This is a genomic window from Myxococcus qinghaiensis (assembly GCF_024198215.1).
GTDB classification, from domain to species: Bacteria; Myxococcota; Myxococcia; order Myxococcales; family Myxococcaceae; genus Myxococcus; species Myxococcus qinghaiensis.
Map to the genome: position 1 here is coordinate 271,135 of NZ_JAKCFA010000003.1, position 22,070 is coordinate 293,204.

Genomic DNA, 22,070 nt, shown 5'->3' on the forward strand with positions numbered 1-22,070 from the left:
CTGGCCCCCCGGGGCTGGGCTAGAGTCGGCGACCCCATGGCCGTCTCCAAGCTGGCTACCTCCGCTGCGCGTCTGATGAAGCAGGGCCTCCTCAAGGAGGCGGCCCGTGAGTTCCAGCGCGCGCTCGAACAGGACCCCCAGGACGCGAGCGCGCTGCTCGGCCTCGCGCGCCTGCGCCTCGCGCAGCACGACGATGAAGGCGCGCGCGGCTTCCTGGACTCACTGCTCGCCCTCCACCCCACCCACCCCGAGGCGCTCAGCCACCTGGCGCGGCTGAACGCCGAGAAGGGCGATGCGAGCGCGCTGGAATTGCTCGCGACGCTCGCCTCGCAGCCCACCGCGGGCTTCTTCGAGGTCCTCAACCACGGCCGGGGCCTGCTCGCGCATGAGAAGTACGCGCAGGCCATCAGTCCGCTGGAGCATGCGCTGGCGATGCAGCCGGGCAATGCGCAGACGCTTACGTACCTGGGCAAGGCGCAGCAGGGGACGGGCAACCTGGACGCGGCGCTGAAGGCCTACCAGGAAGCGGCCGAGGCGACTCGCACCGAGCACCTGCCCTTCCTGCTGGCCTCGCGGGTCCAGGTGCTCCAGGGCCAGATTGGCCCGGCGCTGGTGACGCTGCGGCAGGCCATCCTGCGCAAGCCCACGGAGCCGTCGCTGTTCCGCGAGTTCGCGTCGCTGTGCCTCTTCGCGGGCGCGCCCGACGCGGCGATGCGCGCGGCCATCGAGCTGCGGCTGAAGCTGCCGGAGAGCGCGGACGCCATCTACCTGCACGGCCTGTCCGCCTTCGTCGCGGGCAAGGACGAGGACGCGGACCGCATCCTTCGCGAGGCGCTGGAGAAGGCCCCGGGCAACGCCCAGGTCCGAGTGGCGCTGGCGAAGGTCCGGCGCAGGCTTGGCGATGACGCGGAGGCGAAGAAGCTTCTGGAGGAGACGCTGACGTTCGCCCCAGGCGACGTGGGCGCGGCCAATGACCTCGCAGTGCTTCACCTGTCCAAGCCCGGTGGGGCGCATGCGGCTCGCAAGGTGCTCTCCGAGGCGCTGAAGTCGCATCCGGACGACCCGGGCCTGCACCTCAACCTGGCGCTCGCGCTGGCGGACAACGACGCGGCGACGGCGCTCACCCACGCCCGGCGCGCGCAGGCCAGCCAGGACAAGAACATCCGCGAGCAGGCGGACCGGCTCGTCACGGCGCTCGCGCCGCACTGACCTTGGCGTGCCCTGAGCGTCGCGAAACCTCGCGGCGCCTGGGCTCGCCCCTCCGGCACGGAGCAACCGACGCGCGGCATGTCGCGCGTCACCACCTCCGCGGCGCATGGAAGCACTCCGCCACGGCCCACCGACACGCGGCCCGTTGCGTGCCGTCACCCGCGACAGGTGCGGCCCCACGCGCCGGGCACTTCGACCTGGCCCTGGAGGAGCCCCAAGGTCCAAGCCCCTCGGACCAGCCCTGGAGCAAGCCCAGGGCACCGGGCACTTCGGACCAGCCCTGGAGGAGCCCAAGGTCCAAGCCCCTCGGACCAGCCCTGGAGCAAGCCCAGGGCACCGGGCACTTCGGTTCAGCCCTGGAGGAGCCCAAGGTCCAAGCCCCTCGGACCAGCCCTGGTGCAAGCCCAGGGCACCGGGCACTTCGGACCAGCCCTGGAGGAGCCCAAGGTCCAAGCCCCTCGGACCAGCCCTGGAGCAAACCCCAGGACGCCGAGCCTAGCCCTGGAGCAGCCCTAGGGCGCCAAGTACCTCGGGGTACACCTTGCTGGCGAAGTAGCGGCCACCGGCGACGGTGAAGTGCACACCGTCGCTCATGCGCAGCTTCATCGGCTTGCGGAAGCCCTCGACGCGCGCCTGGAGCAGCGCCTTGCCCTGCGCATCGGTGAAGTACTCGCGCGTGTCGACATAGCGCGCATCCGCACGGGAGCTGATGACCTCGCGCTGAAGTCCCCGGATGAGGCCCAGCTTCTGCTCGAAGCGCTTGCGCCCCGTCGCGGGCAGCTCCAGCCAGACAATCTTCCGCCCCGGCGCGGCGATGACACTCGCGAAGGAATCGATGCGTCGACGGTACGCGTCCTCCCACTCCGGCTTGCCCCAGTGGACGGGCTTGCCGCCGCTCCGCTCCTGCAGGGCCTGTCCATCATTGCCGCCCAGAATCACCACCACCACGTCCGGCTGGTGGCGCTTCACCTCCTCCTCGCCCACCTCCATCCAATCGAAGAAGTCCGGGCGCGCCAGCCCCGTCGAGGACCGGGCACGACGCGAGGCGCGAATCTCCGGGTGCGCCTCCAGCCGGGCCAGCAGGTAGTCCCCAAACCCCGTGGCGATGAGACTGTCTCCCAACAGCAACACGGAGCGCGGACGCTCCGCCGCGGGCGGCTCTGGAGTCACAGCCCCGGGAGGCGTCGGGAGCACGGGCGCCGCGCGCACGGCGTCGGCCACGGAGCCCGCGTCCTGTCCGGACGGAAGAGCCCACGCGAACCCGGTGGAGAAGACGACGAGGACGACGAGCCAACGCGTGAAACGGTTCTGCATTCGGGACGCACGGTAGCGGCAGGCCGCCGTCAGGTACATCCCCCTTTGACTCCATCCACCCCTGGACAGGAGCCTCGCGCCGCGTCAGGCCGCTGACGCACTCCGCGCGAACGACAGCCCCGCGAGCCACGGCCCCAACAGCTCCGCGCACGCCTCCGGGTGGGTGAAGTACGGCACGTGTCCCGCCCCCTTCAAGAGATGCCGGGGCGTCCCCGGAGGAAGCGACTCCACCAGCTTCTCCAGCGTGGACGGCGGCACCAGCACGTCCCTGTCTCCCTGGATGCAGACACAGGAGACATCCAGCCGGCGCAGCTCCGGCGGAGGCGCTTCGCCGTGAATGGCCAGCGCGCGATGCCACGTGGTGCTGCGCTCCAGCGCGGTGGTGGGCACCACCTCCGGCACCCGCGCGAAGGGCACGGGCCGCCACGCCGCGAGTCCCGCCGCGACAACACCGGGCCGACCCCACAGGGCCACCGGGCCCATCATCCCGATGAGCAGGCCGCGCGCGCCCAGGTGCGCGGTGCGCGTGAAGGACCCCAGGAAGGCCACGCCCCGCACCACTCCCGCCGCTGCCAGGTGCGCGGCCACCATGCCGCCGAACGAGCTGGCCACCACCGCGTCCATCTCCCCCGCGGCCCGCGATACCTGCCGCGCCAGCGCGCCCGCGCCCAGGGCCGCATGCTCCCCCTCCGGGTACTCGACCAGCACCGGGCGGGCCACCGACGACAGCGCCTCCGCGAGCGCACTGAAGCCCGAGCCCCGGGCCCCCAGTCCAGGCAGCAGGAGCACCCTTGGCCCCTTGCCCCGCCCTATTTCCGTGAGCTGTACCTCTGCGCGCATGTCACTCCCTCGCGGTCGCGGCGGGGAACACCGTGGCGATGCCGGTTGTGCCCGGCTCTAAACCGACCGGGGCCTCCTGCCGGACGACACGCTCCAGCCCGAGGAAGGCCCGGGTGCGCTCATGTCGGGGCCGCTCCAACACCTGCGCGGGAGTGCCCTCCTCCAGGATGCGCCCCCCATGCAGCACCAGCATCCGCGAGCACAGCTCCCGCGCGAAGCGCATCTCGTGCGTCACCGTCACCAGGGCCAGGCCGTCCTCGCGCAGCCGTGAGAGCAGCTCCACGAGCTCGCCCACCCGCTCGGGGTCCAGCGCGCTGGTGGGCTCGTCCAGCAGCAACGCCTCGGGCTCCATCGCCAGCGCCCGGGCAATCGCCACCCGCTGCTGCTCGCCACCGGACAGCTCCGACGGGTAGGCCCCCTCGCGATGGGACAGACCCACCTTCTCCAGGAGCGCGCGCCCCAGCTCCGTGGCCGCCTTCGCGTCCAGGCCCCTCACATACCGGGGAGCCTCGGTGATGTTGCCCAGCGCGGTGCGGTGCGCGAACAGGTGCCACTGCTGGAAGACGAAGCCCACGCGGCGCCGGATGTTGGACACCCGCGCCCCGCTCGCGCGCAGCGCTCCAGGCTCCAGCACGTCATCCCCCACGCGGATGGAGCCTGAGTCGAAGGGCTCCAGTCCATTCAGGCAACGCAAGAGCGTGCTCTTGCCCCCGCCCGAGGGGCCTACCAGCGCCACCACCTCGCCGGGGGCGAAGGACGCGTTGATGCCGTCCAGCACCGCGCGCCCGTCGTAGCGCTTGCACAGGTCCTTCACTTCAATCATCCGCGTTCCAACCTCGCTTCCAACCGCCTCGCCAGGAGCGACAGAGGGTAGCTCATCGCCAGGTAGAGCGCCGCGCACAGCGCACCCGGCAACAACCAACCGCGAACATCCACCGCGGTAATCGTCATCCGTTTGGTGAGCTCGACAACGGAGATGACGGACACCAGGGAGCTGTCCTTGAGCAGCGCGATGAAGTCGTTGGTGGCGCTCGGCAGCGCCACGCGGAAGGCCTGGGGAAAGACGACCCGCCGCAGCGCCAGCCGCATGGACATGCCCAGCGCGAGCGCCGCCTCCATTTGCCCGCGCGGCACCGCCAGCACTCCCGCCCGGTACACCTCCGCCTCGTAGGCCGCGTAGTTCAACCCCAGCCCCAGCACCGCGGCGCTGAGCGCGTCCAGCCGCAGCACGCCCGCCAGGCCGTAGTAGAGAACATAGAGCTGGAGCAGCACCGGCGTGCCCCGAAACAGCTCCACGTACAGCGAGGCCAGCCGGCCCAGCCAGCGCGGGCCGAACAGCCGCGCGAGCGCCAGGCCCACGCCCAGTGGCACCGCGAGCGCCATGGCCAGCACGGAGACCACCAGCGTCACCAGCGCCGCCTGGAGGAACATCACCCACTGCGCCCAGCCCAGGTGCGGCGTCTGAGTCTGCGCGAGCACCTCGCGCGTCTGCGCGTCGGACCACTCCACCATCCGCTGCTGGGCCGCGCTGTCGATGTTCCACCGAGCGAAAATCTGCCTCAGCTCTCCCGAGCGCGCGATGTGCCCCAGCGCCACGTCCAGCGCCGCGCGCAGGTCCTCGTCCCCGGGCCGCACCGCAATCGCGTAGTAGCCCTCCCCCACGTCTCCCACCACGCGCAGCACCGCTCGCGGCTGGCCGTAGCGCTGGGCGATGAGGTCATCCATCAGCACCGCGTCCACCCGCCCCTGCTCCAGGTCGATGTAGGGCTCCTGCACGCCCTCGTACGGCACCGCGTGGATGCCCTCGCGCTGGAGCAAATCCCACGCCTGGGAGTTGGCCAGCGTCCCCACGCGCCGGCCCTTCAACGACGCCAGACCCGTGACGGAGTCGTCGTCGCGCCGGGCCATCAGCCGGAGCTGGAAGATGAAGTACGGCCGCGTGAAGAGGATGCGACCGCTGCGCGCGGGCGTGATTTCGATGCCGTTGAGCGCCACGTCGAACGAGCCGCGCTCCAAGGAGGGAATCAGGCTGGACCAGTCGTTCTGCACGAAGCGGGCGCGCACCCCCAGCTCCCGCGCCAGCGCGTCCGCCAGCTCCACCTCGAACCCGCGCATGCGTCCCGGTACGTCCGGGTCCTCCATGGCGTAGGGCTCGCCGCCTTGCGCATCCGCGCCCCACCGGAGCTCGCCTGCTCTCCGCACCCGCTCCAGCCCCACCTCCCGCCGCTGGACGCAGGATGTCATCAGCACCGAGAGCACCAGCAAGGCACCGGCGCCGCGCCACACCGCACTCACATTCATTCCGAGGACTCCCACTCTGTAGCAGATGCAGGCCTGACCCAGTATTCAGGTCCTGACACTTTCTCCGGGACCCCGTACTAGAGTGCCGCGTCAGAGGAGCCAAGGCGTCATGGAAGCATACAAGGTGCTGGTGGTGGACGACGAGCCGCAGGTGGCACACGCCTTGAGGCGGCTGCTGCGGCGCGAGGGTTTCGACGTCCAGCTCGCGTTCAACGGAGAAGAAGCGCTCGAGCGGCTCAAGACCTTCAGCCCGGATATCGTCCTGACGGACTTCCGGATGCCAGGGATGACGGGCAGCGAGCTGTTGCAGCGAATCAAACGCAGTCACCCGCTCGCGCTGCGGCTCATCATCTCCGGCTACGCCGACTTCAAGTCGGTGGTCGCCTCGGTGAACGAAGGCGAAATCTGTCGCTTCATCAGCAAGCCGTGGGATGACGCGGAGCTGGTGACGTACCTGTCCGGCCTCTTGCGCCACCGCGAGACGCTCGCGCAGCTCTACGCGCCGTTCCGCGCCGCGCCCCAGGGCGTCAGCGCGGAGGTGAGCCCGACGGACGCGGCGCTCGTGCTGAAGGTGCAGGTGGCCGACCCCGCGTTCCCCGCGGACCAGGCCGTCAAGATCATCGAGCGCTTCGCGGGCCTGCTGGCCGATGACAGCCTGAAGGTCGTCGGGGGCCTGCTGGAGCGCTTCGGAGGACGGCTGTCCTTCGTCGCGGAGGTGGGCGGGCCGCAGCGGCTGAGGTTGGAGCTGCCGGTGCGCGCGGAGCCGACCCCCGCGGTCCGACAAGGGGTAGGCGAGGCATGACGCCGCCTCCGTCCACGGAAGCCCCGGAGACGGAAATCGACGCGGACTGGGTGAACAGCCGCCTCAAGCGCTTCACCCTCCTGGCGTGCCTCCTCATCCACGGCCTGCTTGTCTCCAGCCTCTGGGGACAGTGGACCCTCGTCGTCCTGGTGACGGTGGGCTTCGTCGCGGTGACCTCGGCCAACCTGGTGCTCGCGCGGGATTTCTTCTCGCGCCACACCCGTCTCGTGGAGGCCGTGCGCTTCACGATGAACATGCTGGCCACCATCTTCTACGGCATGGCGAGCGACTGGGCCCTGCCTGTCTGGCTGTACCTGCCGCTCAACGCGCTGTGGGTGGACTACTTCGCGGACTCGAGCGCGCGGGCGCGGTTGATCCTGCTGCTGGTGCTCGTGGCGGGCGCGGCGCTGGTGGACGGGTGTCCGCCCTTCCTCCCCGCCTGCTTCGTGCTGCTGTCGCTGCTCACGTACTTCATCTCCGAGGGACGGGTGTTCCTCACCCACCACGCCCTGCGGGGCCTGGCGCGCCAGCACGAGGAGTTGGCGCAGGCGCACGCGCAGCTGGAGCTGGCCCACCGCCGCGCGCGGGAGCAGGAGCGGCTGTCCAGCCTGGGCATGCTCGCGGCGGGCGTGGCGCACGAAATCAACAACCCCATGAGCTACGTGAAGAGCAACGTGAACGCGCTGCTCATGGACCTGCGCGCCCTGAAGCACCTGCCGCCGGAGCTGAACGAGTACGTGGACGACGTGCTCCCCGCTACCGCGGATGGCATCCGCCGCGTCGTCGCCATCGTCGCGGACCTGCGACGCTTCGCGCGCGGGGACCCGGGGGCGCTGGAGGAGTACGACCTCAACGAGGAGATCGCCGTCGCGCTGCGCATCACCCGCACCCAGGTGCAGTCCCACTGCGAGGTGGAGGTGACGCTGGCGGACCTGCCGCGCCTGTTGGGACGCCCCGGCCAGCTCGCGCAGGTGGTGGTGAACCTGCTCATGAACGCGGCGCAGGCCATGCCCGGCGGAGGCCGCATCCACCTGTCCACGCGCATGGAGGCCGACGAGGCGGTGCTGTGCGTGCGCGACTCGGGCCTCGGCATGACACCCGAGGTGCAGGCCCGGCTCTTCCAGCCCTTCTTCACCACCAAGCCCGCGGGCGAAGGCACGGGCATGGGGCTGGCCGTGGTGCACGGCATCATCACCTCGCACCAGGGCCGCATCGACGTGGAGAGCTCCCCCGAGGGCGGCACCTGCTTCACCGTCCGCCTGCCGCGAATCCCGCTGGACCTGGACCTCCCCAACCTCCCCGGGGCTCCGCCGCCCTCCGCCTCGACGACGAAGTCCCGCTCGGACGCGGCCTGAAGCCGGGCCTCAGCGCTTCAGCGCGGCGTCGATGTGCCCGGCGAAGACCTCCAGGGGCTGGGCCCCCGTCACCCCGGTGCCGTTGATGAAGAACGTGGGCGTGCCGGCGATGCCCCGGCGCTGCGCCTCCACCAAGTCGGCCTCCACGTAGTTGTCCCAGGCCTTGGTGTCGAGCGACTTCTTGAAGCGCTCCAGGTCAAGCCCCAGCCCCTTCGCGTACTTCTCCAGCGAGGCCCGGTCCAACGCGCGCTGGTTGTCGAAGAGCACGTCGTGCATCTCCCAGAACTTGCCCTGCTCGTGCGCCGCCATCGCCGCGATGGCCGCCTTCTTCGCGTCCACGTGGGAGGGCAGCGGCATGTGCCGGAAGACGATGCGAATCTTGTCGCCATACCGCTCGCGCAGGCCCTCGACGACCGACGCGCCCCTCGAACAGAAGGGGCACTCGAAGTCGGACCACACCTCCACCGTCACCGCCGCCTTCTGGGGCCCCAGCGCCGGAGCCTCCGCGCGCGGCGTGGCGGCGATGAGCTTGTTCGTGGCTCGGGAGACCTTGGGCTCCTTGTCGCAGTCGGGCTTGGGCTCGTCACCGGCGAGGGCGGGATGGAACGAAGACAACGCGACAGCGGCCGCAATCAATGCGGAGACCCGGGACTTCATGGGAGGACCTCGTGGGATGTGGATGGGTGGGGACGACGGGCCTCCTGCTGGGAGACCGGGCGTCGCGGGGCTCGTCGCCCTCGCGGACGGATAGTGACGGCCGGGCCGCGCGAGTTTCAGCGGCGTGTTATTTCCCGCGCACCATGTCCACCGAGCGCCTTTATTTCGAAGACCCGTTCCTCCACCGCTTCACCGCGCGTGTCGTGGCCCACGGCACGTGGAACGGAGCGCCCTCCGTGGTGCTGGACCGCACCGCCTTCTATCCAGAGGCCGGCGGGCAGATGGCCGACGCCGGCGTGCTCGGAGGCCGGGCCGTGCGCGACGTGCAGGTGGACGACGCGGGCACCGTGCACCACCTGCTGGACGCAGCGGACACGAAGCCCCTGCCCGCCCCCGGCGAGGCGCTCGAGGGCCTGGTGGACGCGGAGCGACGCCGCGCTCACATGTCGCTGCACACCGGCCAGCACATGCTGTCGCGCGCGCTGCTGGACATCGCGGGCGCGGCCACCGTGTCCTCGCGGCTGGGCGCCACGTGCACCATCGACACGGACCAGGACACGCTGGACGAAGAGCGCGTGGCCCAGGCGGAGGCGCACGTCAACGCCATCATCGACGCCGACCTCCCCATCCGGGCCTTCTTCCCCACGCCCGAGGAGCTGGCCGCGCTGCCCCTGCGCCGCGCGCCCAAGGTGACGGACAACATCCGCGTCATCCAGGTGGGTGACTTCGACGTGTCCCCCTGCGGCGGCACCCACTGCACGCGCACCGGGCAGGTGGGCATGGTGCGGGTGCTGGGCGTGGAGCGCTACAAGGGCAAGGGCCGCGTCCTCTTCTCCGCGGGTCCGCGCGCGCGGCGCGAGCTGTGGGAAGAAGCGGGCACGCTGCGCGCCATGGGACGGGCCTTCACGTGCGGCCCCGCGGAGGTCCCCACCGTGGTGGAGAAGCTGCGCCGCGAGCTGACCGAGGCCCGTGAGGCCCTGGGCGCCGCCCGCGCGCGCCTGGCCGAGCACACCGCCGTGGAGCTCGCCGCCCAGCTCGACGCGTCCGCCGACAAGACCCTCGTCGCCGTGCTCGACGGCGCCGGCCCCGAGCAACTGCGCGCCGTGGCCACCCGCCTCACCTCCCGTCCCGACGCGGTGGTGTTCCTGGGCGGCCGCACCGCCGACGGCCTCGCGGTCCTCATCTCCCGGGGCGCCTCCTCCTCCTTCGGCTGCGGGGCCTTCCTCAAGCGCGCCGCCGAGGCCGCCGGGGGCCGGGGCGGAGGACGTCCCGAGCACGCCGAGGGCCGCCTTCCCGCCACCACCGACTGGCCCGCAATCGTCGCGTCCTGTCGGAATTGACCCAGGGGAACCTACCCGCACCCACCCGCAACGCGTCGCGTCACAGTCTCACCCCCGAAGGGAAACCCCCGGCCCCGTTCAATCGAGCGGAGGGGGCGCTCCACCGGTGGAACGACATGAGAAGATGGGTGTAGGGGTTCGCGCCACGATGGACGACGGGCAGCACCGACAGTTCGATGCGTTTGCTCGCTCGCGCCGGCCGGGACTGCTGCGTCTTGCCCGGCGCCTGTGCTCCGGGGGTGGAATCGACCCGGAAGACCTGGTGCAGGAGACGCTCGAGCGCGCCTTCCGGAACTTCGACCGGTTGGTGGCGGAGAACCCGGGCGCGGTGAGCGTGTGGCTGAGCACCACGCTGAGCAATCGCTTCCTGGACCACTGTCGGCGCAGACGCACGGAGGTATTGGGGGCGCCGTCGCTGCGCGTGGTGCAGGACCAGGAGGTGTCCGGGGAGCCGGTGCCGCTGGAGCAATGGGAGCAAGTCACGCGGGCCGACTTCCAGCGCGCCATCGAACAGCTCCGGCCGCCGCATTTGCGAGAGGCGTACCGGCTGCACGTGGCCGGACTTCGATATCGGGCCATCGCGAAGCAGTTGGATGCACCCGAGGGAACGGTGGGGCGGTGGCTCAGCGAGGCGCGGCAGGCTCTGCGGGGGCTGCTGGCTCCCGGCGCCGCCTCGAGTGAGGGCAGGGCCAGACCATGAATGAGCTGTGCGACAGACTGGAGACCTTCATCGACGGCGAGCTGGCGCCGGTGGACGCGGAGAACTTCCGCCACCACCTGACCCGCTGCCACCCGTGCGAGACACGGATGAAGGAGCTGCTCGCCCTGGAGCTGCTCGCGGACGACGCGCTGCACGACGCATCTGGTGACACCCTCGCCTTCGTTCCGCCTCCGCCCCTCAAGCGGCGAAGGACCTGGATGATGGTGGTGCCGCTGGCGCTGGCCGCGGGCCTGGCGGCGTGGGTGCTCGTGACGCGGCCGGCTTCGTCGGCGGACTCTTCCGAGCTGTGGTTGGGTCAGACTCCCGGGCGCACGCTCGAAGCCCGGTTGACCCATCCGAGCGCGGACCGGCACCGTCCCTATGAGGTGATGCGCAGCGGTGGCGACAAGCCTCGCGCGCTGTCACTGAGGGAGCTGGCGAAGCTGGAGGAGGCCGGAGACGAGCGGGGCATCGCCTCCGCGTACCTCTTGCGCGGGGACCCGGCCCAGGCCGGTGCCTTCCTGGACAAGCTGGAGACGTCGCCGGACCTGGACTCGGACCGCGCCGCCCTCGCGCTCCAGCGGGGCGCCCCGGAAGAGGCCCTGACGCTGGCGGACCGCGCGCTGAAGCAGCGGCCCCAGCATGCACAGGCCCTGTGGAACCGGGGGCTGGCGCTCAAGGCCCTCGGCCTGTCGCTGCAGGCCGCAGAGGCGTTCGAGCAGGTGGCCGCGCTGAAGGAGCCGGGCTGGAGCGAGGAGGCCGCTCAGCGCGCCGCGGAGCTGCGAAGTCTGGAGGGAGAGCAGCGCAAGGGCTGGAAGGGCGCGAAGCAGCACTGCGACGACATGGTGGCCGGAGGCGCCGTGCCCTCCCCCGCCGAGGTGGAGCGCTACCCGGGCCTGTCCCGCCTGTGCTTCTACGATGCCGTGCGCACCGCCTCCTCCATCGAGCGCGTGGAGGTGCTGCGCCCGCTCGCCCTCCAGCTGGACCGCATTGACGGAGGCACGCACCTGGAGGACGCCCTGCGCCGCGCCGCCCGGGTGGACTTCGAGGCGCGCGCTCCCCTGGCGAAGGAATACGTCCGCCTCACGCGAGGCGAGCTGGCCCCGGCGGCGCGGGAGACGCTGATCTCAAAGCTGCGCGAGGTACGGCAAGAGGACATCCTGCTGGGCGCGCTGCTCTTCGTGCCGGACCCGCGTCAGCACGAGGCGGAGTATCGCGCGCTCGCGTTGGCCACGAAGGACCCCTGGTTCGCCCTGCTGGCCGAGGAGCGTCAGGCGAAGGCGGACCTCCAGCGAGGACAAGCCCCCCGGGCCCTGACGCGATTGACCGAGGCCCTGCGCGCCTGCGACTCCGAGCAGCGATTCAGCTATCGCTGCCTGGAGCTCCTGCGGAACCTGTCCCTGGTGGAGCGGCAGCTCCACCGCCCCGTGGAGGCGCGGACGCACGGACTGGCGGCGCTCGCACGCGCACGTGCTGGCCGGGAGTGGTCCAAGGAGTTCCGGCTCATCCAGGAGCTGGGACAGGTGGCCATCTTCCATGGGGACCTGTCGTTGGCCCGCGCGTACATGGAGGAAGCCATCCTGCGCACGCCGGAGCGCTGCGAGGACCATGAGCTGCCGTACGCGAACCTCGCGCTCGCGTACTACCGCACCTTCGACTTCGCGGGCGCCCGGGAGCAGTTGGACCACGCGGCGAAGTGCGGCCGTCCCCCGTCCCTGGCGAGGGCCTTCGTCATCGCGGACCTCGCGCATACGCACGCCCGACGCGACGTCGACGCGGACCTCCTCACGCGCGGACTGGCGGCGATTCGCTCGACGCCCTCATCGCTGGAGGCAGCGGGGGATGGCCCCATGCTGCGCCACATCGAAGGGCGCTTCTTCGTCGAGCAGGACCGGCGCCGGGGGCAGACCCTGCTGCGTCAGGCCATCACCGAGGCGGAGCCACTGCTCGCCTCGGATGTGACCGCGCGAAAGGCGCGGGTCTACAGCTACACGTCGCTCATCCTGGACGCAGCCCACCACGGAGAGCTGGAGAAGGCGCTCGCTCTCTTCGCCGAGGAGCGCTCGCTGGCGCTGCCCGAGCGCTGCGCGCTGGGCGTCACGGTGGATGACGAGCGCACGGCCCTGGTGGCCCGGGATGCGTCGGGTCGACTCCTCGGTCACTACGACGCGGACCGCCGCCAGCGCCTGGAAGCCGTCGAGGACCTGGTGCCCGCGAAGCTCGTGGACGCACTGCGGGACTGTCCCAGCGTGGACGTGCTGGCGCGCCCGCCCGTCCTGGGCAAGCCCGGGTTGCTGCCGCCGGACCTCGCCTGGACGTACCGGGTGGCCCCGCCGCCCCCGGCGTCCTCGCCACATGCCCAGCGCCGGCTCGTCGTTGCCGACGTGAATGCGCCCGCGGAGCTGCGCCTGCCATCGCTGCGCGCCTGGAGTCCCCCGGATGCCGAGGACAGCGCGCTCTCCACCCTGAAGGGTGCCTCCGCCACGCCGTCCCAGGTGCTCCAGGCGATGCGCGAGGCCACCGAGGTGCAGATTCACGCCCACGGCGTCGTCGACCCCCATGTCGCCGACGGCTCCCTGCTGGTGCTCTCTCCCGAGGAGCAGGGCGGCCGCTATGCACTGACGGCCGCCGACGTCCAGGGGCAGCGGCTCCAGGGGCGGCCCGTGGTGCTGCTCGCGGCCTGCCATGCCGCGCACAGCACGACCTACTTCCACGAAACGTTCGGCTTGCCCGTGGCATTCGTGGAGGCCGGCGCGCGAGCGGTGCTCGCCGCCACCCAGGAGATTCCCGACACCGAAGCGTCCGCCTTCTTCGAGCCGGTGCTGGAGCGCATTCGCACGGGAATCCCCGCAGCCCTCGTCCTGCGTGATGCACGTCAGGACTGGCTTCGCAGTCGGGGGAGCGTCTGGGTCCGCCAGGTGCTCCTCTTCGAGTAGTCGTCTCCTTTCGACCCCGAGCTCCAAGTCATCATGAAGAAAAGCCTCCTGTTGGTTCCCCTGCTGCTGAGCGTCGCGGCGTGCCGCCACGTCGAAACGGTTCCTTCGACTCAGCAGATTCAGCGCAGCGCGCCCGAAGGGGCGTTCGTCCGCGTCATCCTGCGGGACAGGACGAATCCCAACCGCGCCACCCTCTTCACCGTCGATGTGAGCCGCAACGAAATCGTCAGCCAGACAAACCAGGTGCCCGCCTCGTCCCGAAGCGCGCAGGACGCGCCCGCGTCCGAGGAAGGCGCACCCACGTCGTCGATGCAGCAGGCCCCGCCCCCCCCGCTGAAGAATATCGGCACCGTCGAGGTGTTCACCGACTGCAAGCCCAAGAACGAGAAGGAGGGCTGTCTGAACCTGGCGGACCTGACCGACGGGGACCCGGGTGGCGTGTCAGGCGGCGGCGGCGACCCCACGGGCCACGAGAGCCTCAAGGCGAAGGTGCTGCGACTTGCGGGCCTGGCCTTCTGGTCCACCCGGCATGTCGGTATTCCCACCGTGACGTCGGTGCCCCGCGTCGAAGGGCCCGTCCAGCGCTAGCCTCGAGCCCTTGAGCTCCAGAAGGCCCTGGCACCGCGAAGAGGCGGTGTCGGGGCCTTCGTCGTTTCAGGCCGGCTTGCCGCCCGTGTTGTCCCCCGTGGGTGACAGCCCACCGAGCGTCTCCACGTAGGAGGTGGCCACGCGCAGGAAGCGCGCGCCGCGGACGCCAGTGAGGTACTGGCGCTTCATCGCGCGCGTGGCGCCCACGTAGAACATGGCGCGGCGGATGCGCTCGTTCTCCCGGGCGTTGCGCTCCTTGGCACCGGCCATCCAGTGCTCCACGGTGTCCAGCGCGTCCAGGCCCGCGAAGAAGACGATGGGGCACTCGTGGCCCTTGCAGGAGAACACGGTGGTGGCGCGCACGTGGTCCACGCCGCTCACCCGGAAGTCCGTCACGTCGCGGCCTCCCTTGCCACCGTAGGCGTGCGCGGGCACCCCCGCTCGGTTGAGTGCGTCCGTGTACTGCGACGGCATCACAGGCGCGACGACGAGGATGTCGCCGGGATGGACGCCCTCGTCGCGAATGAGGCGGGCCACTTCCTTCGCCACCTGCCGGGCCTCGCTGGCGCCGGAGGCGAAGCCGCGCACCTGGGGCAGCACGCCGCCGCGCTCGGTGGACTGCACGCGGTACAGGCCCTCCAGCGTCTCCTCGGGCAGCCACAGGAGCCCCTCGCGGGCCAGCTCTCCGGCCTTCATGTACTCGCGCATGCCGGGGTCGCTGGTGGCGTGCTGACGCAGCGGGTCCAGCACCACGTTGAAGGCGACGTCGAGGATGTCGCGGGTGGCGCGGAAGGTCTCCTTGAGGACGCGGGTGCGGCCCCGGAAGGACAGCCCCTCTGGGAGCTGCTCCTTGAGGGAGTCGATGGGCACCTGGCCGTAGACGTTCTGCGAGTCGTCCATGAACAACTGGAGGCAGCGCACCTCGCGCCCGTCGGCGAGCGTGTGCGGGCGCACCAGGGCGTGGAGCATCGCCAGCGCGCGAGCGTCCATGTCCTGCGCCTCGTCCACGAAGACGCCGTCGAAGGACTCGGGCTCCACGCGGCGCAGCGCGCCCACGTGCTTCACCGTCACCCGGCCTCGCAGCTCGCGCGCGCGCTGACGGCCGGCGCGCTGGACAATGGCCTCCACCAGCAACTTGTCCACCAGCGGCGCGAGCGCACGGTTGAAGAAGGACACGAGCACCCGCGTGTCCTCGTGCTCCAGCAGGTAGCGCGCCACCCAGTGGGCCAGGACGTAGGTCTTGCCGCTGCCGGCCACGCCGCGCACCAGGTGGTGGCCGTCGTCGAAGCGCCGCTCGAAGAGGGACACCTGCTCTTGGGTGAAGAGAGGCCGCGTGGGGCGCGCGCCCTCGATTTCGCCACCCAGGGTGGCCGGGGCGCTCGGAGGCGGTGGGGGCGGAGGCTGCGCCGGTTGCTGCGGCATGGGCAGCGGCTCCAGGCGGAGCGGCGTGCCGGGGAGGACCTTCAGGCGCGGCAGCAGCGACAGGAAACGCTGCGGAATCGTCGCGCCCCGGGCCTCGTCTCGGGAGGCGAGCACCAGCAGGTAGTCGCGCGCGCGACTGGCGGCCACGTTGAGCATGGGCACCAGCGTGTGCGGCGGAAAGGGCCGGCCTCCGGCCACGGTGTCCACGAGCACGACGTCATACTGGGTGCCCTGCTGGCGGTGGATGGTGGACGCGCTGAAGGCGTCACCGCGAAACCCGGCGGACGTGCCCAACCTTCGCAGGAGCGCAGCCTGGGCGCGGTAGGGCGTGACGCACAGGACGCTGAGGCCCGCGCGCACGGCCTCGCGGGCGAGCGACACGGCCAGCTCGGCGGACAGCTCTCGCTGATAGCCGGAACCCGTCTCCCCTCTTCCGTGGGTGAGGCGCTTCGCGTCGCGGCTGAGGCCGTCGAGCACCACCCAGCCGGCGCGCGCCTCCGCGAAGGCGGGCACGGGTGGGGCCTTCTGTGCACGGGCCTTGACGATGTCGCCGTCCTCCAGCGCGCCGCCGTAGCAGAAGTGGCTCACGACGCGGGCGATGTCCGGGTGCATGCGGTGCTGCGTGCGCAGCAGCAGGACGTCCGGACGCGCGGCGTCCTTCACCGCGTCCTCCAGGTGGGACAGGCCGCTGGCGCGCAGCCACTTCTGCGTGCCGCGTCCAGCGCCCTCGGCCGCGCGCGACACGGGGCCAATCTGCTTCGGGTCTCCGGCGAGCGTCACCCGCTCGGCCAGCGGCGCCATCAGCGCGGTGGCAGCGCGAGTCACCATGCCGGCCTCGTCGACGACGAGTCGCGCGAAGGTGCTCTTGCCTTCCAGCTCCGACACCAGGCGCAGGGCGCGGTGCACGGTGAGGACCATGAGCGGACAGTCGCCCTTCTCCGCTTCCTTGAGCGTGGGGTCCTTCATCTTCCCGCGCAGGCCGCGCAGCTCCGCCTGGAGCTTGGCGAGCTCGTGCGCGGGGCCGCCTCGCACGCGCTGGAGGTACAGCTCGCGCTCGCGCTCCTCGATGCTCGCGCGCAGCTTGCCGCCCTTGGTGTCCTCGAGCGTGACGGTGGGCAGCTTCGCGAGCGCGTCACCGGCGCCGGTGCCGCCCCGGAAGATGCTGCGGGCCAGGGGGCGCAGGGGGATGGGCTCGCGTTCCAGGAGCGCGCTGACCCGCAGAACGAGCTCGTCCGCGGCGCGGTTGGTGGGAGCCACGGCGAGGATGCGCTCACCGGGAAAGGAGCGCAGGGCGCGGGCGATGAGGTCCGCGATGGCCGTCGTCTTGCCGGTGCCGGGTGGGCCCCAGATACAGCCCCAGGGCTGGGCCCACAGGCGGTCCGCGGGCAGGAGCTCCGCGTGCTGGGGGCGGGCCTCGGCCGCGGGCTCCTCGCCGCTGGCGCGACTCAGGGCCTGGACAAGCGCGGGCTGCCGCTCCTCGTAGGCCGAGGCGGCCGTGCAGAGCGCCTCCGCGAAGTCATAGGGCCGGTAGCACCAACGGTCGGCGGAGAGGGCGCGGCGGTCCACGTCGTCACCGTGTTCGGGGGCGGCGAAGACGCGGCCGGACTCGAAGTCGAGGTGGACGACGTCGCCGCCGAAGACGCACTCCTCGCCGAGGAAGCCGAGCAGTGAGCCACCGGACCAGTCCGGGTCGGCGGCGGGTACGGGGACCAGGGAGATGACCCCGGGGCCCTGGAGGCTGACCTGGCGGACATCCTGGAGCAGCTTCGCGCGGTACTGGCTTCGCTCGGACAGGAGCGCGTCGCTCAGGTCATCGGGGAGATAGGCGGGTGGGCGCCAGGCCTCGCGACGTTTGCCGGTCGCCACGGCGGCCTGCATGACCTCGCGCTCGGACGGGGTGACGTCGGAGGGGGCGGCCACATCGCGGGAAGTCGGCTCATCGGGTGCAACGGACTCGGCGCGGGGCGCGGAGGGCTTGGGGCTCCGGCCTTTCGTGCGGGAGAGGGCCAGCAGCGGATTGGGTGACCGGGGGATGTCCTCCGTCGGGTCTGGAACGGTGGAGGGAGTCGCGGGTGCGTCGTCCGCCGAGTCCGCTTGGGCGGGCGGGCGCGTGGAGGCGCTGGAGCGCGAGGACGGGGGTGGGACGGGAGCATCGTCGTACTCGACGTGAAGCTCTCGGACGGAGTCTCCCTTTTGCGACGCGGGGCGCCCTTCTGAGACTTCGTTGTGCGTCCGGTGCGTCATGGCGGCGGGCCCGGGTCTCTTCGGCCCCAAGCCGGGTACGGGCGCGCGAAGGTAGGGGACAGGTGGATCCCCGTCAATGCGTCCGCCGACAGAGTCACTGTGCACTCACCGCGGCTTGGCTTGACAGTCCAGACGAGCGTCCGTCAGCGTCCCCCTCACGGCCCCACGCCCACGCGCCGGGCCGCCATTTCCACTGGGGGGACACCATGAAAGAAGTCGAGGACCCGGAGCAGGGACGCAAGCTCCTCACCGCCGTCGAACGCATCCTCGCGGACACAGACAGCCTCGTCCTGATGGCGAAGCAGGAGCTGGCGAAGGCACGCGACAAGAAGCTTCCGAGCGAAGATGCGATTCGCGACGACGCCTCTCTCGCCGTGGTGCGCCACTTCTCGAACCGCACCGCCATCTCCGGAGGACTGGCGGCGCTGCCCGCGCTGATTCCAGGCGCTGGCACCCTGGTGGCGGCGCTGGGAGGAACGCTCGCGGACATGTGCTTCATGCTCAAGTTCGAAGTGGAGATGGCACTGGTCCTCAGCCACCTCCACGGATTCGACATCACCCGGGAGGACGAGCGGCAGCTCGCCTTCCTGCTCGCATCCGTGAGTACCTACGATGCGAAGAAGGACCGCAACGCGGTGATGGACCTCGCGGAGACGCAGGGCGTCGCCTTCTGGAAGTACGCACCGCGCGAGGCGTCCAAGCTGCTGGTGAGCGTGATGACGAAGCTTGCGCTCCTGTCCGTCTCCAAGGGCTTGCTGCGCGCGCTACCGCTGGTGGGCATCGCCGTGGGCTCCTCGATGAACAAGGTCCTCACCCAGCGAGTGGGAGACCGCTGCGTCCGAGAACTGAAGAAGCGTCGCGAGCTGGCCCCGCCCGAGAGCGCCAACAACCCTCACTCCGTGGTGGATGCCAATGTCCGCAAGTCCGGCTGAGCCTCAGGTGCCAAAGGATGCGGCGGCGCACGCGGAGCTGGTCGCGGCACTCTGGCCAGACACCACCGAAGCGCCTGTCCGGCTGATTGAATGTCGCCACTGTGGCCGGCGAAACCGCGTTGGGATTGCGTCGGCGGTGTTGGACCTCACGCACTGCGAATGCGGGGCCTGCGGCAAGGCATTGTTCCTCAGGCCGGATGAGACCCTGACGAACCTCAGCTCCACGGCCTATGAGCATCCCCTGGACCGGGCGACGCTCCAGGCCCTCAAGGCCCTCCCGGGGTTTCCCGCGCTGATGCGCTGGCTGCTCACCCACCTGGGCGAGCGAAGCATGCGGCTCGTCAACCTCTCCACATCCGTGCGCTGCGGGAAGGACCAGTTCCCGGAGCTGGCGGGGCTGCTGGACCTGGCTCGGCGGCGGCTCGACATCCCCTACACCCCCTCGCTGTTCCTGACCGAGTCACCCTATGCGAACGCGGCCACCTTCGGCGTGGAGGAGCCGACGGTGATGGTGCATGCGGCGCTGCTGGACCACCTGGATGACGCCCAGGTGGTGTCGGTGCTTGCACATGAGCTGGGGCACCTGCACGCGGACCACGTGCTCTACCGTTCCGTGGCGACGGTCCTCGCGGGAGGAAGCAGGCTCCTGGGGAGCGTAGGGCAGCTGCTGAGCTTTCCGCTCCAGAAGGCCCTCTACAAGTGGGCGCGGTGCTCGGAGCTGACCGCTGACCGCGCGGGGCTCCTGGGCTGTCGGGACCTGGCTGCCTCGATTGGGGTGTTGATGCGGCTTGCTGGCGGCAACAGGCCCGGCACCGTGAACCGGACGAAGATGAAGCTGGCGCCTTTTGTCCAACAGGCGCGCGAGCTGGCCCGGATGGAAGAGTCGAGCTGGTTCGACGGCCTGCTGGCGACACTCCTCACCATGGACTCCAGTCACCCCTTCGTGGCCTGGCGGGTCATGCACCTGCTCGACTGGGTCGAGAACGGCAACTACCTGGATATCCTCGCGGGCCAGTACGAGCGAGTGAAGCGCTCCGCGGTGGCATGAAGCCGTTCCCGACACGCGGACCCCAGCGTCACGGCCCGCGTGTCGGCCCCCGCCTCGGGCTCCGCGTCGCACACGTGTCATGGGAGGCCAACGGGAACCGCCCCTTGGCCTTCCTCCTCCAGAGCCCTGGATTTCGAGCCAAACCACATGGCTGCCGCGCGGGACACGCCGGGACGACTGGAGCGGCAGCGCCTCCCCCATCGCCCACCAGGCAGGGGGGTAGGACCTTCGGCCCTCTTGGGTGTACACCCCCGCTCCCGCCCTGTTTGCTTCGTGGCGCGGGGGGTGTTTAGGAGAGATGCCCCCGAAGCAGCCGCCCCACCGCCATGGCCCTTCCGACTCGCTACGCCCATCCCTTTCTGCCCATGACCCGCGCCGACATGCAGGCGCGTGGCTGGGAGCAGTGCGACATCATCATCGTGACGGGAGACGCGTATGTGGACCACGCGGCCTTCGGCCCGGTACTCATCGCCCGCTTCCTGGAGGGCCGAGGCTTCAAGGTGGGCATCATCCCCCAGCCTGACTGGCACTCGGCCGAGCCCTTCAAGGTCCTGGGGCCTCCGCGCATGTTCTTCGGGGTCGCCGCCGGCAACCTCGACTCCATGCTCAACCGGCTCACGGCGCAGAAGAAGAACCGCTCCGAGGACCAGTACAGCCCCGGCGGGCGCACCAACTGCCGCCCGGACCGCGCCACCATCGTCTACGCCCAGCGCTGCCGCGAGGCCTACCCCGACGTCCCCATCATCCTCGGCGGCATCGAAGCCAGCCTCCGCCGCATCGCCCACTTCGACTACTGGAGCGAGAAGGTCCGCCGCTCCATCCTCTTCGACGCCAAGGCCGACCTGCTCGTCTTCGGCATGGGCGAGCGCCCCATCATGGAGGTCGCCGACCGCATGCGGAACGGCGAGCGAATCGAAGACATCCGCGACGTGCGCGGCACCGCGTACCTCATCAACGACGAGCAGATGCGCGTCCACGAGGCCGACCCGGCCAAACGCGCCGCGGACCGCAAGACGGTCGTCCTGCCGCCCTACGAGGCCGTCGTCGCCGACAAGCAGGCCTTCGCGGTCATGAGCCGCGACTTCCAGATGGAGACCAACCCTGGCAACGCGCGCCCCCTCGCGCAGCGCCACGGCAACCGCGCCATCTTCATGAACGCGCCCGCGCTCCCGCTGGAGGACGGCGTGGGCAACCCCGCCACCGGTGAGAAGACCGTGGCCATGGACGAGCTGTACGACTTGCCCTTCAACCGCGTCCCCCACCCCATCTACAAGGACGAGGGCATCCCCGCATACGAGACGGTGAAACACTCCATCGTCCTCATGCGCGGCTGCTTCGGCGGTTGCACCTTCTGCTCCATCACCGAGCACGAAGGCCGCGTCATCCAGAGCCGCTCCGCCGAGAGCGTGCTGCGCGAGGTCCGGTCGCTGCGGCGCATGGGCGACTTCCGAGGAACAATCACCGACCTCGGCGGCCCCACCGCCAACATGTACAAGCTCAAGTGCAAGAGCGAGGACATCGAGAAGCGCTGCCGCAAGCTGTCCTGCGTGCATCCGGGCGTCTGTGAAAACCTCCAGACGGACCACGGTCCGCTCATCAGCCTGATGAAGGACGTGCGCCAGGAAGAAGGCGTCAAGCATGTCTTCATCGCCAGCGGCGTCCGCTACGACCTGGCGGAGCGCTCGCCCGAGTACGTGAAGGAGCTGGCGGCGCACCATGTCGGTGGACAGCTCTCCGTGGCGCCCGAGCACGTGTCCCCGCGCGTGCTGGAGAAGATGAAGAAGCCCGGCATCGAGAGCTTCGAGCGCTTCCAGGCCATGTTCGCCTGCGCCAGCGAGGAGGCCGGCAAGGAGCAGTACGACATCCCCTACTTCATCAGCGGCCACCCCGGCTCCACGCTGGAAGACATGGTGGAGCTGGCGCTGTGGCTGAAGAAGAACGGGAAGCGGCCTCGTCAGGTGCAGGACTTCATCCCCACCCCCATGGCCATGGCCACGGCCATGTACTTCACCGGAATCGACCCGCTGAAGATGGAGCCCGTCTACACGGCCCAGGGCCTGCGCGAGAAGCGGCTCCAGAAGGCGCTCCTGCTCTACTGGAACCCCGAGCACTGGCCCCTGGCGCGCGAGGCGCTGAAGCAGGCCGGCCGCGCGGACCTCATTGGCCGGGGCCCGCAGGCGCTCGTGCCGCCGGAGACCCCCGCGGAGGCCGCTCGACGTCAGCGCACCGAGGAGCGCGACGCGGACGACGCACCGCGTGAGCCGCGCCCCTCCGCCCAGCCCCGCACCAGTGGCCCCCGGGGTCCGGGGCGCCAGGGCTCCCGCCCGCGCTGAAAATCAGCACAAGCACCGCGCGGGGCTTTGAATAAACCGCGCGGCGCCG

Annotated in this window: 17 protein-coding genes; 11 read left to right on the forward strand and 6 right to left on the reverse strand. The window is 70.7% G+C overall.

Translation table 11 applies throughout. The features are described from left to right. Nucleotides 1-36: 36 nt before the first annotated feature. Nucleotides 37-1,209, forward strand: a complete 1,173-nt coding sequence (locus LZ199_RS06175; protein ID WP_253992709.1) for a tetratricopeptide repeat protein — start codon at nt 37-39, stop codon at nt 1,207-1,209. A 495-nt stretch (nt 1,210-1,704) separates the two neighbouring features. Here the strand turns inward: LZ199_RS06175 and LZ199_RS06180 are convergent, their stop codons facing one another. Genes LZ199_RS06180 through LZ199_RS06195 form a run of 4 tightly spaced genes read right to left on the reverse strand, consistent with a single transcriptional unit; the run spans nt 1,705 to nt 5,664 of the window. Continuing rightward, nucleotides 1,705-2,562 carry an SGNH/GDSL hydrolase family protein gene (locus LZ199_RS06180; protein WP_253992710.1) on the reverse strand — a complete coding sequence of 286 codons (858 nt, stop codon included), beginning with the start codon at nt 2,560-2,562 and terminating at the stop codon, nt 1,705-1,707. A gap of 45 nt (nt 2,563-2,607) precedes the next feature. Further along, nucleotides 2,608-3,363 (reverse strand): alpha/beta fold hydrolase, encoded by a 756-nt coding sequence (locus tag LZ199_RS06185; RefSeq protein ID WP_253992711.1) that lies wholly within the window; start codon nt 3,361-3,363, stop codon nt 2,608-2,610. 1 nt (nt 3,364) lies between these two features. Then, nucleotides 3,365-4,186, reverse strand: a complete 822-nt coding sequence (locus tag LZ199_RS06190; protein ID WP_253992712.1) for an amino acid ABC transporter ATP-binding protein — start codon at nt 4,184-4,186, stop codon at nt 3,365-3,367. Continuing rightward, on the reverse strand, nt 4,183-5,664 hold the full coding sequence (locus tag LZ199_RS06195) for an ABC transporter substrate-binding protein/permease (RefSeq protein ID WP_253992713.1): 1,482 nt from the start codon (nt 5,662-5,664) through the stop codon (nt 4,183-4,185). The genes LZ199_RS06190 and LZ199_RS06195 overlap by 4 nt, the downstream gene beginning before the upstream one ends. A gap of 109 nt (nt 5,665-5,773) precedes the next feature. On the opposite strand from LZ199_RS06195, the gene LZ199_RS06200 reads away from it, so the two are divergent. Both LZ199_RS06200 and LZ199_RS06205 read left to right on the forward strand, forming a co-directional pair. After that, entirely contained in the window at nt 5,774-6,466 is a 693-nt protein-coding gene (locus tag LZ199_RS06200) for a response regulator (protein ID WP_253992714.1), read from the forward strand. Next, complete coding sequence (locus tag LZ199_RS06205; RefSeq protein WP_253992715.1) at nt 6,463-7,821, forward strand: sensor histidine kinase; 1,359 nt, start codon at nt 6,463-6,465, stop codon at nt 7,819-7,821. The genes LZ199_RS06200 and LZ199_RS06205 overlap by 4 nt, the downstream gene beginning before the upstream one ends. A 9-nt stretch (nt 7,822-7,830) precedes the next feature. On the opposite strand, the gene LZ199_RS06210 is transcribed toward LZ199_RS06205, so the two are convergent. Beyond that, a complete protein-coding gene (locus LZ199_RS06210; protein WP_267145139.1) occupies nt 7,831-8,478 on the reverse strand; it encodes a DsbA family protein in 648 nt (215 codons plus the stop codon). Nucleotides 8,479-8,621: 143 nt separating this feature from the next. Between LZ199_RS06210 and LZ199_RS06215 the strand changes: the two genes are divergently transcribed. The 4 genes from LZ199_RS06215 (at nt 8,622) to LZ199_RS06230 (ending at nt 14,042) form a co-directional block, all read left to right on the forward strand. Continuing rightward, entirely contained in the window at nt 8,622-9,818 is a 1,197-nt protein-coding gene (locus LZ199_RS06215) for an alanyl-tRNA editing protein (protein WP_253992716.1), read from the forward strand. Between the two features lie 124 nt (nt 9,819-9,942). Continuing rightward, nucleotides 9,943-10,518, forward strand: a complete 576-nt coding sequence (locus LZ199_RS06220) for an RNA polymerase sigma factor (RefSeq protein ID WP_253992717.1) — start codon at nt 9,943-9,945, stop codon at nt 10,516-10,518. Beyond that, on the forward strand, nt 10,515-13,454 hold the full coding sequence (locus tag LZ199_RS06225) for a CHAT domain-containing protein (protein WP_253992718.1): 2,940 nt from the start codon (nt 10,515-10,517) through the stop codon (nt 13,452-13,454). Before LZ199_RS06220 ends, LZ199_RS06225 begins: the two co-directional genes overlap by 4 nt. Nucleotides 13,455-13,487: 33 nt before the next feature. After that, nucleotides 13,488-14,042, forward strand: coding sequence for a hypothetical protein (locus tag LZ199_RS06230; RefSeq protein ID WP_253992719.1), 555 nt, complete (start codon nt 13,488-13,490; stop codon nt 14,040-14,042). Nucleotides 14,043-14,108: 66 nt separating this feature from the next. On the opposite strand, the gene LZ199_RS06235 is transcribed toward LZ199_RS06230, so the two are convergent. Then, nucleotides 14,109-17,342, reverse strand: coding sequence for an AAA family ATPase (locus LZ199_RS06235; RefSeq protein WP_256568890.1), 3,234 nt, complete (start codon nt 17,340-17,342; stop codon nt 14,109-14,111). Nucleotides 17,343-17,496: 154 nt separating this feature from the next. Here LZ199_RS06235 and LZ199_RS06240 point away from each other — a divergent pair, with 154 nt between their 5' ends. From LZ199_RS06240 to LZ199_RS06255, 4 genes are all read left to right on the forward strand, one after another. Further along, the gene (locus LZ199_RS06240; RefSeq protein WP_253992721.1) at nt 17,497-17,634 is read left to right on the forward strand and encodes a hypothetical protein; all 138 of its coding nucleotides are present in this window, start codon (nt 17,497-17,499) and stop codon (nt 17,632-17,634) included. 280 nt (nt 17,635-17,914) lie between these two features. Further along, nucleotides 17,915-18,640 (forward strand): EcsC family protein, encoded by a 726-nt coding sequence (locus LZ199_RS06245; RefSeq protein WP_253992722.1) that lies wholly within the window; start codon nt 17,915-17,917, stop codon nt 18,638-18,640. A 136-nt stretch (nt 18,641-18,776) separates the two neighbouring features. Continuing rightward, nucleotides 18,777-19,688 carry a M48 family metallopeptidase gene (locus tag LZ199_RS06250; protein WP_253992723.1) on the forward strand — a complete coding sequence of 304 codons (912 nt, stop codon included), beginning with the start codon at nt 18,777-18,779 and terminating at the stop codon, nt 19,686-19,688. A 326-nt stretch (nt 19,689-20,014) separates the two neighbouring features. Further along, nucleotides 20,015-22,021 carry a YgiQ family radical SAM protein gene (locus LZ199_RS06255; protein ID WP_253992724.1) on the forward strand — a complete coding sequence of 669 codons (2,007 nt, stop codon included), beginning with the start codon at nt 20,015-20,017 and terminating at the stop codon, nt 22,019-22,021. The last annotated feature ends 49 nt before the right edge of the window (nt 22,022-22,070 follow it).